Below are 16,376 nucleotides of genomic sequence, written 5' to 3' on the forward strand. Positions count from 1 at the left end.
AGGTATTGGTAATTCGGATCATGCCATCACTTTGCTCAAGATATTTCTGCATATTGAGCAACATGCCAAGACCAGCACTGTCAATATAGTCCACCTTGCGTAAATCAATGGTGAATCTAAAACCTCGATAGGGTGAATAACTATTACGAAATTCTTTAACTAGGTTAAAGCCAAAAGCACCATCAATCGCGATAGTAATGTGTTTCGCATTGCTATCTATTTCAGTTTCTATACTCATCGTACTCCCTCCTAGAAAAGCTCGACTTCGCCTTCGTCCATATTAGTTTGGATTGCGGCGGGACCACTTCGATTGTGCAGGCGCTCTGTCAATTGGTGAAGTTGTTCTGCCCATGCTGCTTTAGTCATGCTTTGTGTTAGTAAAGCGTTCAATAGCTCATTTGCTTCTTGCAAATAATCAATAGACGCATGCGCATAATCACTTTGTTGAACCACAATGTCAGCAAATTGAAGGGCACGGACGCCATTACTCACTTGCTGGGTTAATTCTTGTCCTAATTCTTGAATTTTTTGCACTTCTTGCTCTATTTCTATATTCACTTGTTGGACACCACGTAGCATATGGTCCACTTTCTCTTTCGACTCAATCACGTGAGTCATATCTATCGATGCCATTTCGCCAACGGTTTTGTTTGCTCTTTGTACTGTTTGTTGAGCAACATTAATTTCTGATTCAATTTGAGTATTCAGCGTTCTTGCTTTAACCGACAAGTCGCGCACCTCTTGAGCCACGACCGCGAAGCCTCGCCCGGCCTCGCCCGCTCGCGCCGCTTCAATCGCCGCATTCAGCGCCAATAAGTTGGTCTGTTCCGATAGGCTTCTCACTTGATTTAACAGTTTAAAGACCATATCCAATTTTTCTGACATGTCGTGAATGCTGTGTACCGCTGAAATACTTTTCTCCGAAATATCAATCAGAATTTGTACAAAGCCATCAATAATCGCCTCAGTCTTTGGTAGTACGGTGGTGAGATCATATTCGCTGCCTTGGTTTGCCAATAAGTTATTGACCAAGGTACTTGAAACGTGACTCTGTTTTTGGCTGATATCTTGCAAGCCAAAAAATGCGTTATTTAATGTCTCTACTGAACCTTCAATCACGGTGTGCTGCATGGTTAAAGGGCTACTCACTTTAGGTAGCGTCTCTTTGAACAGTTTTTCAATACTCTGTAGATGTTGCTGCGTTTCAAGAGTGGACTCTTCTTCAACCTTATTTTGGTTGGCTTTAGCTTTGTTTTGTTCACTAAAATTCATAGACAATACTAGCCAAGGTATTGCTGCCGCAAAAATCATTAGCCCCATGCTCCATAAATTAGGGGAGTGAAGCATGACGGCAAAAAGGGCCATTAGCTGCAAAACTAAAGCTAAAATATATTTTGCTTTTGGTGTCACTGTTTTATTTATCATCACCCATTCCTTGCTTATCTATGTTGAGCTTATTTAATGAGACAACACTAGCGATAGAGTTCATCACAAATCCATTGTGGTATGGCATTTAACGCTTTGATATTCTGTGTTGCGCCAATCTCTACTGCCGCTTTGGGCATTCCCCACACCACTGATGTTTTTTCGTCTTGAGCTAAAGTCAATGCGCCACGCAACTTCATTTTGAGCATGCCTTGCGCTCCATCTTTACCCATCCCGGTTAAGAGGATACCGATGGCTTTGTCTCCCACATTTTCAGCAACCGTATCAAACATCACATCTACTGAGGGTTTATGACGATTGACCGCAGGTCTATCGTCAACTTGACAGTAAAGGTGAGTGCCTTTTTTTATCACCATCAGATGCTTATCTCCGGGAGCAACATAAGCGCATCCATTCACTAAAGGTGCTTGATTAGCGGACAACTCTCTCACCTCTACGGCACTACAAAGATTCAAACGCTCTGCAAAGGGGCGAGTAAACATCGCACTGATATGTTGAGTGATCACGATCGGTGGCAACCCTGCTGGTAAAACAGAGAATATGCTTTTTAATGCTTCTGTTCCGCCCGTTGAGGCTCCAATCGCGATCAACTGATAACGCGCCTCTTGGTGACTAGCCGCTATCAGTTCGACCTGATTAACCGCCGCAGAATGATGCGATTGAACGACATTTGCCCCTGCCGCCATTTTTATTTTGTCGTTCACCAGCTCCCTATAACTTGCCATTTCAGCCGTGTTTTCGACCGACGGTTTAGGAAAGTAATCCACCGCACCAAGCTCTAATGCTTCTAACGTGGCTTGAGCGCCATGCTGGGTCAAGGTTGAAATCATCACTACCGGCATAGGGCGTAACCGCATAATATTTTTTAAAAATTGCACGCCATTCATTTTTGGCATTTCAATATCTAGCGTTAGCACATCAGGGTTGTGCTGCTTGATAAGCTCTCGGGCTTGGTAAGGATCTTGTGCCATTGCGACGACGTCTAACATAGGGTCAGCATTAATCAGCTCGCAGAGCAGTGCTCTAAAAACGGGAGAATCATCGACAATCAGCACTTTGATTTTTTTCATTTAAATAGCTCCACATCATCACTCTCTTTATGCGCTTTACGATCCAACTGTGTGGCATAAACCTTTTCTTGAAAACTTAACCGGCTCACTTCGGTCAATGGAATTCTTTTTAGCCACACTTTACCTGTCATGGGTTCGAAAATGACTTTTCTCGGTTCGTCCCCCCCCAAGTCACTGGCTTCGACAATAAGCCTTTCTTGCTCAACATAGTTTTTGATGAAATCTATGTTTTTCTGGCCAATCATGGCTTTAAAACCCAGCATTTGTGCTCCACCAAAGAGTTTTACTCGTAAGCGCTGACGCTCAGCCCCCATTTTGATCAACTGATTAATCAGTAGCTCCATCGCATAGCAACCATAACGAGAGGCGGTTGAAGCAATATCATCAGGATGCCAGTGATCAATTTGTGAATGCTGATCAAAAGGCAATAAAAAATGGTTCATCCCTCCAACTTTGGCCGCTTGGTCCCACATACAGGCGGTAACGCAAGAACCTAAACCAGTACAAATGACCTCTTGTCGCATCGTACAGTACAACCCACCGGGCAAAACCTTTACCCAATCCACTTTTTGTTGGGGATGATAAAATCGGCTGAAATTCCGATTGTCGGTTGCCAAATGCATCGCCAACGAGGTCATTCATTGTTCCTCATTTTTTCACGTAAATGGTGTGGCCGAGATGATGAAAAACATCAGCACAGCGCCCCACACTTTCTGAATGACCCAAAAATAAAATCCCATTCGGTTTCAACCATTCATAGAACCTTTCGATCAAAGCCTCCTGCGTGGGTTTATCAAAGTAGATCATCACGTTTCGGCACGAAATGAGGTCTAAATTCTTAGGTAGCGTCCAAGGAGATAATAAATTCAGTTGCTGAAAATGGACAAAACGTTGTAATTGACTGGCGATTTTTATTTTTCCCTGTTTGATACCGCGCCCTTTTACAAAGCACTTTTTAAGATAGTGCTGTGGAATAGTAACCACAGCCTCATCGGTATAAATGCCCGCTTGCGCATGTGCCAAAACCTGTGTGTCTAAATCTGTTGCGTAGATATCAACATTGTCTGCGAAATCAAATAAACCGCTGCTGTATAACGACGCAATAAAGCTGTATGGCTCTTCACCACTAGAGCAGCCAGCAGACCAAATTTTAGGATGACGCACGCCCTGTGATCGCCACTCATCGAGCAGTACTTTTTCTAAAAACTCAAAGTGGTGATACTCGCGAAAAAACTGGGTTTTGTTAGTCGTTAACGCATTGATGAAGTGGATCCGCTCTTGCTCATTATGCTCAATAAGCTCCTTGTAATCACAGAAACGCTGAATCCCCCGTCGACGCATCTGACGGCTCAAACGGCCGTAAACCATCGCTCGCTTGGCATCCGACAAGTAAATGCCGGCCGTTTTGTGCATAAACCACTGGATGAATTTGAAATCCTTTGCGGTGAGTTCAAATTCTTGGTCATTGTTCATCATGATTGGATGGCTATCTGTTAGAACTCTTCCCATTCATCTCCATCCTCATTGAGGTTGAGCCCAGAATTGGCAACGTTATTGGTGGCTTTAATGTCTGCCACTTTCTTCACCTTGGGTTTGGGTTGATGGGCGGAGATGGGTGTTCTTTTGGGCTCGAACGTTTTGATGTTGTCATCGGTGGTGAAATAGCTCATCAAGCTAATCAGCTCTTTCCCTTCATCTTTCAACGATTGGCTGGCCGCAGAGGTTTGTTCAACAAGAGAGGCATTTTGCTGCGTCATCTCATCCATGGCTGTAATTGCACGATTGATTTCGTCAATGCCCGTCGATTGTTCAATACTGGATGATGCAATTTGGGCGATGAGATCAGATACTTTTGCTACAGCGTCCACAATCTCATTCAATGTTGCTCCTGACTCATCGACTAAACGCGATCCCTCTTCTACTTTCTCAACACTATCTTTAATCAGCCCTTTAATCTCTTTCGCCGCTGCTGCGCTACGCTGCGCAAGGTTTCGAACCTCTCCAGCAACAACAGCAAATCCACGCCCTTGTTCTCCGGCTCTTGCCGCTTCTACCGCTGCGTTCAAAGCCAATAAATTGGTTTGAAAGGCTATCTCGTCTATCACTCCAATAATATCGGCAATCTTCTTACTCGAACGATTAATTTCCGACATGGCCGAGATCGCTTGCCCCACCACTTCACCACCTTTACTGGCTTTTTTGGCAGCATCACTCGCTAGATCGTTCGCACCTTTGGCGTTATCTGCATTTTGGCGCACGGTCGCTGTCATCTCTTCCATACTGGCGGCCGTTTCTTCTAAATTGGATGCTTGAGCTTCCACCCGTTGGCTCAAATCATTATTGCCTTGCGCGATTTCTGTTGACGCCGTAGCCACTCTGGCAGAAGAAATGGTGATTTTTTCAACCATATCGCGCAGGTTAGCAATCGAGGTATTGACCGCATTTTGCAGTTGACCAAACTCACCTTGGCTGCCCTCTTCCATCTTGGTATTCAAATCGCCATCCGCCACTTTACTCATGACGTCAATACACTGAGCCAGCGGTGAAACTAAGGTATCAAGCAAGTTATTAATCCCCTCGCCCAACTCCCGCATAAATCCGCTGTACACGGTGGTATCAATTCGTTCATTCAACTGCCCTGCGATCGCTTTTTGAATGAGGCTCTCTACTTGGTATTGACCATCTTGTTGTTCGGTAATATCGATCCATTGCAATGCAGGGCCAATGTATTCCCCTTTGTGATTGTGCATCGCAATACAAGTTAAATTAAATTGCAGCGCCCCCACTTTGATGTTGGATGAAAATGGCAAACGATCAGGGTTGGCAATAATGCTACGTTGATGGCCCGGGTTTTTATGAAAGATATCGATATTTTGTCCGACCAGATTATTGACGTCAAAGCTTGTTAATACTGTCCTCAACTCACTTTCTCTTGTACGCATCAACTTGGTCAATGAAGGGTTTAAGTATTGAATAATACCCTCTTTATCGGCCATCATTAGGTTGGTTGTCATCCCCTCGACTGCCGAAGCTAAGCGGCCTATTTCTTGCTCTTTTGCAATCTCTTGAGTGACATCACGCCACTCTAATGTGTTCCCGATATAAATACCGTCTTCATCAATAATGGCGCCAACATTAAGCTCGATCTTCACTCCTTTAATAGTAATCATGGTAGTGAAAGGCAAGTTGGCTGGATTCGACAACATTTGGCGTTGATGCTGTGGATTGACGTGAAAACCATCGATGCAGTAGCCAATCAATGACGACTCTTCAGCTTTAAAATCAGGCCAGACACTTTGAAAAAGCACTTCATGCTGCTTGAGTAGAATCAATGACTGCTTATTGAGATAGGTGATTTGAAAATCTCGGTTAATCATCATCAATGCGGTTTTTGCTGCATTAAGAGCAGAAAGAAGCTGCTGATTGGAGAGCCCTTCATTCTCATCGACCAATGGATCTTCTATCTGCTCAACAAATTTTTTTGGTTCTGGTTTGCGGTTCCAAAATGCCATGAGTATTCCCTCACAAAATAGCGTCTTCTACGAATGTCTGATTTAACCCAGGTACATCAAAAAGGGTCTCGATATTAATTAGGATCAAATGACCGTTAGCCACACTAGCAATTCCCTTCATAAATTGTGGTTCAACCGTGGTGGATAAGGCTGGTACAGGTTTTATCTCTTCAGCGGCTAAGTCATACACTTCTGAAACACCATCGACAATAATGCCGAGCGGATTGCGTTGCGCGTCATTCAAAACGATAACAACTGTCGTGGCCCCAATCTGTGCAGGTGGCAGACGAAAACGAATTCGAAGATCAACAATCGGTACGTACTCACCACGAATATTGAGTAAGCCAACTAAGTAATCCGGTGCATTGGGTACAGAGCGCACATCACTCCAGCCGCGAACTTCTCGGACCTCAAGGATTGGCACAGCGTACTCATCGTTATCCAGCACGAAACTAAGAAACTCTTGTTTAGACATCAGGGTTCCTCACTCAGTATTCGGTGCATATCAAGGAGCCCTTGGGTATCGAGCAGTGACATGACCTCTTCGCCAACATTGAGCAAACCGAGCGAATACGCAGCGGCAGGTGTTTCCCCCACGGCAGGAAACAGCACATTATCTCCCTGGCCAATCACATCACTCACTGCATCAACGACTAAGCCCATAATACGAGGCCGCTCTTGTTGCAGGCTACGAAGTACCAACACCACAGTCGTGGGAAAGTAGCCACAGGCCTCCATACCAAATCGAAGGCGCAGATCGATAATAGGCACAATCATGCCGCGTAAATTAATCACACCTTTCACAAAGCTAGGCGCGCGAGGAATAGGCGTAGGTGGCTCCCACACTCGAATCTCTTCAACATCTTGAATTGCTACCCCGTACAACTCATTCGCTAACCGGAAACTCAGAAAATCGGCCTCACAGCTTCTTTCTTCATAAACAGCATTCAAAACACTCTGTGTTTGATTCTCTTGTTGATGATTTGGTGAATAATCATATTCCATGGCTCTTCCCTGTCACCTTCACTAAGCGGCAATAATCTTGGGAGATAAACTTGAACGTCGATTCGAGTACGTGGAGATTAACCCTTGAATATCTAAAATGAGCGAAACGGAACCATCTCCCAAAATCGTAGCTCCTGATATGCCTGCCACTTTGCAGTAATTTGACTCTAAGCTCTTTATAACCACTTGCTGCTGGTCTAGCAGCTCGTCAATCAATAATCCAACGCGACACCCAGCGGCTTCAACAAAGCAGAGTATTCTATCGGGCAAAGCACCACTTGATCCCATTTCCAGTTCATCTTGCAGACGTAAGATAGGAATGTTTTCGTCACGAAGCCGGTACAGCTCAACCCCACCGGCGGCATACTTCACATTAGCTAGGTTGATTTGGATAGATTCGATAATGGTGAGCAGTGGGATGATGTAAACTTCCCCGCCTACTTTGATCAATTGCCCATCGAGGATGGCTAAAGTGAGTGGTAAACAGATAGTGAAATGGCTGCCTTTACCTAACGTGGATTCGACATCAATATGCCCACCCAACTCTTCGATATTACGTTTTACAACATCCATACCGACGCCACGACCTGAAATATCAGACACTTGTTCTGCTGTTGAAAACCCTGCGGCAAAAATAAGGTTAAGGATCTGTTTGTCGGTGATATCTTCACGCCGTGTATCTTTAGGTAATACACCTTTTTCTAGCGCCTTTTGAAATATTCTTTCACAGTTTATCCCCGCGCCATCATCTTTCACTTCGATCACTATCGAGCCACCTTGATGATAAGCATGTAGTTCAATGGTGCCGATTTCTGGTTTGCCTTGTTCAAGGCGAATGTGTGGCTGCTCAATTCCGTGGTCAATACCATTTCTGACTAAATGAACCAATGGATCAACAATACGTTCAAGGACGGTTTTATCGAGCTCGGTGTGCTCGCCAATGATGTTCAGTTCTACTTTTTTTTCAAGTCGGCCGCACAAGTCTCGCACAAGGCGAGGAAAGCGGCTAAAAGCAAAGCTCATCGGCAGCATGCGAATATTGAGCACATTTTCTTGTAAATCTTTACTGTTTTGCAAAAGCTGAACTAGGCCTGCTTGCAACTTTTCTAATTTATCCATGGTGAAATCGTTGCCGATTTCGGTCAGCATTGATTGGGTGATAACAAGTTCCCCAACCAAATTAATCAGGCTGTCGACTTTCTCAATATCGACGCGAATAGAGCTTACGCTGGATTCTGCTTTCGCCACTTTGGGCGCAACAGCGGGCGTAGACTCTATTGATTTTATGAGATCGATGGGTTTTATGAGATCAACTTGCTCTGCTGATTCGGTAGGGGGAACAGCGTTCGCATGAAACGTAGGTGGCGCCTCGGCCAAAGATTCCTTGCTCTCGCTGATCATATCTTGGGTCGTCGATTCTGGTACTAAAGGTTCAACAATTAAGTCACATTCATCTTCAACCCATTCAAAGATTTCGCGAATATCACTCTCTTGCACTTGGCTACTGAGAAAAATCGTCCAGCTTAAATAACAAAGCTCAGCCTCTATTTCCGCCAATTCGGGAAGGTGTTCAAGCTGAGCTTCCGCCCTGCACTGATCATCCAGTTCATAAAGCTCTCGTAGCAACCGAAGTGGATCATTACCACTGAAATAAAGTTCTCTATGCGGAGTAAAAACAACTTTCCAACCTAAGCGGTTCTCGTTGTCAGAAGCCTTTAAGAGCGATGACGTCTGTTCATCTTCGGCGTCAAGCGAGTGATGGTCTGCTAGTTCATGATCAATCGTTGAATTGTCGGCAAGTAAAGCATGCAGTGACTGGCTGACTCTCTGCTGAAGCTCACTATCAACCTCATCATGGCTCTCATACCTCGCGAGCATATTGCGAATGCAATCACCGCTTTTCAGTAAAATGTCCACACTTTGAGCGGTGAGAGTTGATTTTTCGTTACGGACGAGGTCAAGATACGCTTCGACAGAGTGGGTAAATTCACTGATATCCAGTAAACTAAAGGTCGCCGCGCCACCTTTAATCGAATGGGCAGCCCGAAAAATGGTATTAATAGTCTCTTTCTCAACCTGATTAGGGTCAAGATTAAGCAGTACATTTTCAAGCACTTCAAGATTTTCACGACACTCTTCGTAAAACATCTTGCGCAACAGTTCCATGTCTAAAGCCATAGCTCTTCCTGCCAGTTAACGTCGTTTAACGAATGAAGCTTTTAATAAAATACGGTGTTCTATATGACCCGTTTTAGTGTTTTCAATAGCGTCTCAGGGTTGAACGGTTTAACCAACCATCCTGTAGCTCCAGCGAGTTTTCCTTCTTGTTTCTTTTCCATACTCGTTTCGGTGGTTAGCATCAAAATAGGAATAAACTTATATTGAGCATTACCACGTATCGCTTTAACTAACTCAAAACCACCCATCACTGGCATGTTGACGTCCGAAATAACAACATCAAATTTGGTTTGTTGTACCTTACGTAATGCATCACTTCCATCAATAGCAGTTTCAACTTCATAGCCTGCATCTTTCAATGTATGGCTTAGCATTTGACGAATTGAAACCGAATCATCAACCGCGAGGATCTTTGTCATAGCCCCTTCCTTGCAAAATCTCATTACTCTGCGAACAAGCTTTCTAAAGCCAGTAGCGCAATACCTTCATTGAGCGTGTTTGTTGCGTTAACTAAAGTGATCCCAATTCCAGCTCGCTCTGCTGTCATAAACAAAGAAGCAAGCAGTTGCAGACCGGCAGCATCCACGCTATTGACTCGTGATGCATCTATTGTTAAAGGAGGAGTTAGGCTTAGCCATTGAAGATAATTTGCTTTGGAATCTAGTACCGTTGAAATTTCCAAAGACTCAGCCAACAAAAGATCCATATCTCATCCTTATGTACTATTTATATTCTATTTTTTAGGAGAACAACTAACTTTGAGTGTAGGAGGGAATACTCATTTAGCAAATGGTTGAACACGTTAGGAACAAAAATAAAAACCTCACAATAAGGGGGACCGTATGGTTAACTCATTAATATAGTTTGGATTTTTTTATTCTGTGACTAGAACAAAAAAATCCTACTCTTAAGACGTAAGTAGTAGGACTTTTTTGTCATATGACAAGCACAGTACATCTGGAGAAGGTGTCTGCTCTTACATTATTCACGCTTTACACTGTAAATTGGCTGCAGTTCATTGCGTTGAATGATCCACTTTACAGTGTAAATCATCTAATAGTCGATTGAGGTCATGACGGAGGGTAGCCTCAATCATTTTCCGTCCAGTGAAGTTTAATTGACTGGCACACTCTTGCCAGCTTTTCCTTTGCAATACTTTGACAATAAGTAGATCAGATAATCGTGATAGAGCAGCTTTATCCAATGAAGTAATTAGTCGATGAATCCATACACTCACACTCTCATAATCCGCACCGCCTTGTGCGTAACAACGCAGCAATGAATAAGGTAGGAAATTAACTTCATTTGAATCCGCGCATGCGACACGATCTCGGACCAATGACAAGATGGTCCGAACCAAAGCCGGCTCTAAACTTTGCAAAGAATCAGATAGCGAGAAAATGAAATGCTGTTCGAAAATCTGTTCTGCCCGAGTTAACCAATCCAATTTTTTCGCTTGGACCATGATTAAGGAAAAACAGCCGCTCGCACTGTCTCTGTGGCTCCCTAGTTTTATCGGAACAAATTGGTTCTTAGCCCAAAAAACCATTAAATCGCTCGTTACGCCAAAACTCGTCGCTAAATAGTCGGCATCATTTTCTAACATGCACGCTTCAATCAAGCGGCTGCCCAACCCTTGATTTTGTAATTCGGGATGAACTGCAATACGCATGATGCGCTGACAAACACTCTGCGCTGCCTGCGTAATACCAACTTGATTAGCTAAGCAAACAGGAACTAGATGACCTTTAGGACGTCGCTTTCCTCGTTGGATCTCTTCCACTAAAGCGCTACAAAGCCCACCTTCACGAACTGTCAGCAAACAACCGACACAAACCTCATCTACCATTACAGCAACTAGCTGAACTTTATCGTCCGCTAAAAAATGAAATAGATCGTTCGGTGATGTCTGGTAATGAGCATTCACTAATAACGAAAAAATAGCGGCTAAGCGTGTCGGGTTGGCAATAAGTTGAGCCTTATCCAGATGCTCAATCTTAAGTGTCGCTAACTGTTCTGATGTCATCGTCGGCAATGTAGCTAAATCATAACGAAGGAGGAAAGTATCGTAATGCCACGCTTCTAACGGATCACCCTGACGCCAACGGATCGGTTGATCTAAATGGAGAGTTCGAGTCCCAGCTCGATAATGTGCTAACCAAGTTTGAAACTTAAGCGTGAACCCTCTCCCACACCCTTCGTAGCCATGAATGGTGGTAGAGAAGACCGCACGATGATAGTGTTCAACCCAGTTTTTTAACATTGATAAAGGCAGCGCGGCCGCTTCATCTACCAATAGGAGATCACACTGTGGCCGATGCAAAATCAGCTCATCCGGTGCCACAAACGTCAATGACGAGTTTTGCCAAGTAAGGGATTGTCTGGTGACGTGAGCGCCTGCTAAACCTTTAGCCGCATGTTCAAATATCGGCGCTACGGCATGGATTGAGGGTGCCGTGACCACAATATCTAATGAACGAGACGCCATCAATTTAGCCGCAGCAATACCAAGCGCACTACTTTTCCCTCGTCCCCGATCGGCAGTGAGAACCAATGGTCGCTTGCGATGCCCATCCATCACACGAAGAATTGCTGAAACCGCATCAACTTGCTGTTCATAAATCGGTGATTGAGAGCTGACTCGTGGATAAACGGGTAAAGGAGGGCAAGGTTGATTCTGTTCTATAACAACAAGCTGTTCGAACGCTCGCGTTAACCAGCGCTCAGCAAAAGAGTCGTTACGCTGAGGGGCTTCAATGATCAACAGTAACTCACCACCGACCAGTGAACCCAGCGCAGCACTGAAACTGTTCGCATCAAAACCATGGTGATTATCACAAATAAGTAAATGGCATTCTTGACCAAGAAACTGCTGCCCTTTGTTGAAGGGGGCATAACGAACGCATGGTAACGGTTCTCCACCTAACTGAAATATGGCTTGCCCCTCATTTTTTGCGAGAAAATGCATAAGCAGGTGTTGTTGCCATTGAGGCTCACCACGGATTAAGAGCCCCATACGCCATAGGCTATTCTCAGCCTGCACCATCAAATCATCTAAATAAGCCGCTATCATGTTCATATTTACGCCACCTCGCTGAAACGCAATGGTAGCACAGCCGCTATAATCACTGTGCGTCGTTAAAAATATTTTTCTTTACGACAAATTATATTTGCTTTAATCGTGACCATTTTTAACTAATTATTCACCTACACCCCAGTACACTTCTGGGCTATTTAAGGAATTCAAATGCAATGAAAACTTTCATCAAAGGATTGGTTTTGGCAGCAGCTCTAACTTCTTCACACGTAAGCGCAGACAACAAAACACTCAACGTTTATGCATGGGGAGGATATCTTCCAGAAAAATCCCTCAAGCAGTTTGAGCAGCAGGAAGGGGTAACGATTAACTATTCGACCTTTGAAAATAACGAGTCAATGTATACCAAGCTCAAGTTGCTCAAAGGTGGCGGTTATGATGTGGTTTTTGCCTCAGCGTATTTCATTGAAAAAATGGGACGTGAAGGGTTACTAACCGAGCTGGATCATGCACAAATCCCGAACATGAAAGATGCCATGCCTTCACTACTCGGCCAAGCACACGATCCCAAAAATAGTTATTCCCTGCCCTATATTTGGGGGATCACTGGCCTCAGCTATAACGAAGCATTAGTACCAGAAGGTGTCTCTCGCTGGGCTGATTTGTGGGATAAGAAATATAACCAACAAGTGATGTTGATTGACGATATTCGCGATGTCTTTGGTATGGCGCTGATCTTAAATGGCTTCAGTATTAATACAAAAAATGAAAAAGAGATTGAAAAAGCCTACCAATCATTGGTCGCGTTAAAAGATAATGTACTGTTGTATAACTCTGATGCGCCACATGTGCCTTATGTCTCAGGTGAAGCAGCGTTAGGGATGCAATGGAACGGGAATGCCTACCAAGGCCAAGTTGAGATGCCAGAGCTAAAATTTGTAATGCCGGAAGAAGGCGCAGTCTTGTGGATGGATAATTTTACTATTCCATCAGGAAGCAACAACAAAGCGTTGGCGCATAAATTCATCAACTTCATGTATCAAGCAGAGAACCAAGCTGAGATTGTGAATAGCTTAGGTTATGCATCGGCAACAAAAAGCGGCCGAGCGTTGCTTCCAGCAGAACTTCGCGACAATCCAACGATTTTTCCAGCCGATGAAGATATGGCTAAAGGGGAATTCATTAATGATGTTGGGCCTGAAGCGCTCGCTATCTACGAAAAATACTGGCAGCGTTTAAGAAATCAATAGATTCGAACTGAATAGACTTAGTTACTAAAAAACCCGCCGTGGCGGGTTTTTTATTCTTTACATGATGGATGCTTAATCAAGCTTAGATTGAATAAAATCTAATATTTCTTGCACCGTAGCATCATCCACCTTTTTCAAATTAAGCGCTAAATTACTGCCTTTACGACTGTAACTTACGCGGCCTTTGATCAGATCAATTTTTACATGCTCAGTGCGCTTAGGTGGCAACAACTCTTGTATCCAAGACTCAATTGTCTCTGTGACTTCTTTCGTCAATCGGGCAACACCTTGTACGCTACTACGCTGCCAAACAAATCCATCTTCAGATTGACACTTTTCCAACAAATTTGCTTGTTGCTTTGCATCAAGTTCATTAAATTGTTTATGTAATTTAACTATGGTTGGACGACCTAATTCAACCACATTTGGATAAGCTTGCAATAGCTCAAGTGGCAAAGCCGCTGCTTTTAGAGCACCACTTACTAGGGCCTCACTGCATTGAAATATCTTGGCTAAAGCTTTTTGGTCTTCCGCTTCACCGTTATCCAGCTTCGCTTGCATCTCTTTACCCTTCTCATAAAGAGAAAGCGGCTTGTGCGCGTTTGCCACATCCGAAAGAAACTTCGCATGTTCCGAGTTTATGTCTTCAGCGACATAAACCAAAAATTCTTTACCCGCCAAGATACAAGACATTCGACGACGGCTGCCATCAAGGACTTCAATTTTGCCCCCAGCGGTTTTACGACCAACCGCAGGATATTGCTGACCACGCTCACGTAATGTACTCAATACATCAGATAGAGCATGCTCATTCAGAAAAGCTTGTTCACGCGCATTCTGCGTAAAAACAATCGTCTTTTCCGCTACTTGATCAGCGGGAATCCTGACCAGTTCGAAAGTGACTAACTCTTCTCCCGCAACCGCCAATTCGATGATTTGCGCTTGTTCTTTCGCTGCCGTTTGGGCTTCTTGCGGGGTGGTTGCACGTCGCTTATTCGCTTTACCAAACAGTTTCGCATTTAGTTCAGACGTTTTAATTGCCATGTTTTACTTACCCCTGATTTAGTGATGACCAATGACTGTGAAGCACTCGCTCAAGCTCCAGTGCACTTTTTTGCACAGCGTCTTGCGCAGTCGCTAGCGTCTTTTTACCACCTTCAAAATCGCTGGTGGTGAGATCAAAAACGGTGCTGTAGGTGTCAGCACAGGTTTCAAATGCTCGGCTACGCGGAATCGTCGCCATCATGACTTGATCACCCAACAGGTAATTCATTTCCGTTAAGACCGAGACTTGCTTTTTATTATCATCTTCAAACATCGTCGGCATCAAACGTACAAATTCTAACCCTTTCCAATCTTCTGGAAACATTTCATAAACCGTAGGAAGGTGTTGAAAGAAATTGACGGTTGACGCCCAATCTAATCGCTTAGCTGCGCACGGGATCAGTAATGCATTGGAAGCGTACATTGCATTCCATACCAATGGATCAACGTGTGGGCCAGTATCAATCATAATGATGTCAAAATCATCGCCAATCTTATCGATAAGTTTCTCTTTCAGCAGTCGAACAATATCAAGCGATTGGTTTTGCGAAAGATACTGCCACGCTTCTGCGTTAAACATTGCATCTTCAGGAAATGCAGAGATGGTTTTTAAATTGGGATATTGGGTTGGCAACATCACGTTCTTATGTAAGAACGCCTTGTCCACTTCAGTGTCTTCAGGCACGTTGTCTAACATAATATCAACGGCAGAATAGATATTACTGTGCTCTGATAAACTTATTTGCGGGTTGAGAAATAACCGTAATGAACCTTGCGGATCTAAGTCAATCAAGCAGATACGGTAACGCTGATCCAAATTCAGGGCGAGGCACGCGGCTAGATGGACAGCCGTCATTGATTTACCTGTCCCCCCCTTTTGGTTCTGAACATTGATGACCCAAGGCTTATGATCACCATGCTTTTTCCTTTGGTGGAACTTAGGCACACCAGCGGCATCCATGAGCATGTGGGCTTCCGCTAAAGAAATTGAATAGTGATTTGCATTGTTTTTAGTAAATTGATGGCCAGCTTGTTCCATTTTGGAAATGGCATCATCTAGCTTACGGCGTGTTAAGCCTGAACGAGTTTCCATTAGCGCTTTTGACATCGCTGGGAAATGGTCATCACTACGTTCTTCTAAAACAATTTCAATTCGGTCAGCTTGCACCTGTTGAGTTTGCTCGGCGAGCTGGTAGAGATTCGCTATGGTTTGTTCTCTTTTCATTGCCAAATTCCATAATAAGTACCTAACGCAGATTGTACAGCAAACAATTTAATACTCAACAAAAAGGTGAACATTCACTTTTAGATTAATGTCACAATAAATAGAAAAACATATCGGAATTTAATGAATTGGCCTCATTATGGTCATCATTTTTCCTTAAATAATGGACAACTTAGTCCATTATTTATTTGAACATTAAAAATATTACAACGTAACTTATTTACATTGTAAATGAGCTTAAAATACCCGGAACGATTAGAGAAGCAGCATAATTTACGGTATGTGTCATTTGGAATGATGTTCCCCCTGCAGATCAATTAAATAATCGCAGCACATGAATAATAATAACTAGAGCGACAGGGCAGGGGAAACTTATCCTTTTCGTCAGGGTACCAGGACGCATGATCAAGGCTAACATGATGATCATGCGTCCGAAGAGATCCCTCGCCACAGGAACAATGATCAAGAGGAATTAGCGCCTTCCTTATCAGCAAATAATCAGAAAACAAATGGATCTTCATCGGATCAATGATCAAGTGTGATTTAAGCTCGGAAGCATGTAAAAATAGCACATAATTACGGGTGATTGCAGATGGAGTAGGGGCTGAG

General features: G+C 43.7%; 16 protein-coding genes. 1 reads left to right on the forward strand and 15 read right to left on the reverse strand.

Annotated elements, in window-relative coordinates; all coding sequences use genetic code 11:
• The 12 genes from B9J84_RS15925 to B9J84_RS15980 form a co-directional block, all read right to left on the reverse strand.
• Positions 1–238: STAS domain-containing protein (locus B9J84_RS15925; RefSeq protein WP_094124547.1), on the reverse strand; the 238-nt coding region annotated here is incomplete at its 3' end.
• Positions 239–249: 11 nt separating this feature from the next.
• Positions 250–1,428, reverse strand: coding sequence for a methyl-accepting chemotaxis protein (locus B9J84_RS15930; protein WP_017044935.1), 1,179 nt, complete (start codon positions 1,426–1,428; stop codon positions 250–252).
• A 44-nt stretch (positions 1,429–1,472) separates the two neighbouring features.
• Entirely contained in the window at positions 1,473–2,516 is a 1,044-nt protein-coding gene (locus tag B9J84_RS15935; protein WP_088729800.1) for a chemotaxis response regulator protein-glutamate methylesterase, read from the reverse strand.
• Positions 2,513–3,154 carry a chemotaxis protein CheD gene (locus tag B9J84_RS15940; protein ID WP_013868213.1) on the reverse strand — a complete coding sequence of 214 codons (642 nt, stop codon included), beginning with the start codon at positions 3,152–3,154 and terminating at the stop codon, positions 2,513–2,515. Before B9J84_RS15940 ends, B9J84_RS15935 begins: the two co-directional genes overlap by 4 nt.
• Before the next feature lie 10 nt (positions 3,155–3,164).
• Complete coding sequence (locus B9J84_RS15945; protein WP_017044936.1) at positions 3,165–4,025, reverse strand: protein-glutamate O-methyltransferase CheR; 861 nt, start codon at positions 4,023–4,025, stop codon at positions 3,165–3,167.
• Positions 4,010–6,028, reverse strand: coding sequence for a methyl-accepting chemotaxis protein (locus B9J84_RS15950; RefSeq protein WP_094124548.1), 2,019 nt, complete (start codon positions 6,026–6,028; stop codon positions 4,010–4,012). The genes B9J84_RS15945 and B9J84_RS15950 overlap by 16 nt, the downstream gene beginning before the upstream one ends.
• A 10-nt stretch (positions 6,029–6,038) precedes the next feature.
• Positions 6,039–6,503: a chemotaxis protein CheW gene (locus B9J84_RS15955; RefSeq protein ID WP_013868216.1), complete on the reverse strand. Its 465-nt coding sequence runs from the start codon at positions 6,501–6,503 to the stop codon at positions 6,039–6,041.
• On the reverse strand, positions 6,503–7,033 hold the full coding sequence (locus B9J84_RS15960) for a chemotaxis protein CheW (RefSeq protein WP_017044938.1): 531 nt from the start codon (positions 7,031–7,033) through the stop codon (positions 6,503–6,505). Before B9J84_RS15960 ends, B9J84_RS15955 begins: the two co-directional genes overlap by 1 nt.
• 21 nt (positions 7,034–7,054) lie before the next feature.
• Positions 7,055–9,211 carry a chemotaxis protein CheA gene (locus B9J84_RS15965; protein WP_094124549.1) on the reverse strand — a complete coding sequence of 719 codons (2,157 nt, stop codon included), beginning with the start codon at positions 9,209–9,211 and terminating at the stop codon, positions 7,055–7,057.
• Positions 9,212–9,270: 59 nt separating this feature from the next.
• Positions 9,271–9,630 carry a response regulator gene (locus tag B9J84_RS15970; RefSeq protein WP_088733581.1) on the reverse strand — a complete coding sequence of 120 codons (360 nt, stop codon included), beginning with the start codon at positions 9,628–9,630 and terminating at the stop codon, positions 9,271–9,273.
• A gap of 23 nt (positions 9,631–9,653) precedes the next feature.
• Positions 9,654–9,917 (reverse strand): lipid asymmetry maintenance protein MlaB, encoded by a 264-nt coding sequence (locus B9J84_RS15975; protein WP_094124550.1) that lies wholly within the window; start codon positions 9,915–9,917, stop codon positions 9,654–9,656.
• Positions 9,918–10,226: 309 nt separating this feature from the next.
• The gene (locus B9J84_RS15980) at positions 10,227–12,290 is read right to left on the reverse strand and encodes a tRNA(Met) cytidine acetyltransferase TmcA (RefSeq protein ID WP_094124551.1); all 2,064 of its coding nucleotides are present in this window, start codon (positions 12,288–12,290) and stop codon (positions 10,227–10,229) included.
• Between the two features lie 173 nt (positions 12,291–12,463).
• Here B9J84_RS15980 and B9J84_RS15985 point away from each other — a divergent pair, with 173 nt between their 5' ends.
• On the forward strand, positions 12,464–13,498 hold the full coding sequence (locus B9J84_RS15985; RefSeq protein ID WP_094124552.1) for a PotD/PotF family extracellular solute-binding protein: 1,035 nt from the start codon (positions 12,464–12,466) through the stop codon (positions 13,496–13,498).
• A 72-nt stretch (positions 13,499–13,570) separates the two neighbouring features.
• On the opposite strand, the gene B9J84_RS15990 is transcribed toward B9J84_RS15985, so the two are convergent.
• The 3 genes from B9J84_RS15990 to B9J84_RS16410 form a co-directional block, all read right to left on the reverse strand.
• Positions 13,571–14,542, reverse strand: a complete 972-nt coding sequence (locus B9J84_RS15990; RefSeq protein ID WP_017049342.1) for a ParB/RepB/Spo0J family partition protein — start codon at positions 14,540–14,542, stop codon at positions 13,571–13,573.
• A gap of 7 nt (positions 14,543–14,549) precedes the next feature.
• The gene (locus tag B9J84_RS15995) at positions 14,550–15,767 is read right to left on the reverse strand and encodes a ParA family protein (protein WP_026027506.1); all 1,218 of its coding nucleotides are present in this window, start codon (positions 15,765–15,767) and stop codon (positions 14,550–14,552) included.
• A 317-nt stretch (positions 15,768–16,084) separates the two neighbouring features.
• Positions 16,085–16,376 (reverse strand): hypothetical protein (locus tag B9J84_RS16410; RefSeq protein ID WP_404207667.1); only part of this gene is annotated, 292 nt, incomplete at its 5' end.

Origin of the sequence: Vibrio sp. V03_P4A6T147 (assembly GCF_002241085.1) — a bacterium.
Lineage (GTDB): Bacteria > Pseudomonadota > Gammaproteobacteria > Enterobacterales > Vibrionaceae > Vibrio > Vibrio anguillarum.

Coding starts and splice junctions, on each gene's coding strand:
- B9J84_RS15950 (WP_094124548.1), bottom strand. CDS start 6,028: ATGGCATTTTGGAACCGCAAACCAGAACCAAAAAAATTTGTTGAGCAG.
- B9J84_RS15960 (WP_017044938.1), bottom strand. CDS start 7,033: ATGGAATATGATTATTCACCAAATCATCAACAAGAGAATCAAACACAG.
- B9J84_RS15935 (WP_088729800.1), bottom strand. CDS start 2,516: ATGAAAAAAATCAAAGTGCTGATTGTCGATGATTCTCCCGTTTTTAGA.
- B9J84_RS15940 (WP_013868213.1), bottom strand. CDS start 3,154: ATGACCTCGTTGGCGATGCATTTGGCAACCGACAATCGGAATTTCAGC.
- B9J84_RS15990 (WP_017049342.1), bottom strand. CDS start 14,542: ATGGCAATTAAAACGTCTGAACTAAATGCGAAACTGTTTGGTAAAGCG.
- B9J84_RS15965 (WP_094124549.1), bottom strand. CDS start 9,211: ATGGCTTTAGACATGGAACTGTTGCGCAAGATGTTTTACGAAGAGTGT.
- B9J84_RS15980 (WP_094124551.1), bottom strand. CDS start 12,290: ATGAACATGATAGCGGCTTATTTAGATGATTTGATGGTGCAGGCTGAG.
- B9J84_RS15955 (WP_013868216.1), bottom strand. CDS start 6,503: ATGTCTAAACAAGAGTTTCTTAGTTTCGTGCTGGATAACGATGAGTAC.
- B9J84_RS15975 (WP_094124550.1), bottom strand. CDS start 9,917: ATGGATCTTTTGTTGGCTGAGTCTTTGGAAATTTCAACGGTACTAGAT.
- B9J84_RS15985 (WP_094124552.1), top strand. CDS start 12,464: ATGAAAACTTTCATCAAAGGATTGGTTTTGGCAGCAGCTCTAACTTCT.
- B9J84_RS15945 (WP_017044936.1), bottom strand. CDS start 4,025: ATGGGAAGAGTTCTAACAGATAGCCATCCAATCATGATGAACAATGAC.
- B9J84_RS15995 (WP_026027506.1), bottom strand. CDS start 15,767: ATGAAAAGAGAACAAACCATAGCGAATCTCTACCAGCTCGCCGAGCAA.
- B9J84_RS15970 (WP_088733581.1), bottom strand. CDS start 9,630: ATGACAAAGATCCTCGCGGTTGATGATTCGGTTTCAATTCGTCAAATG.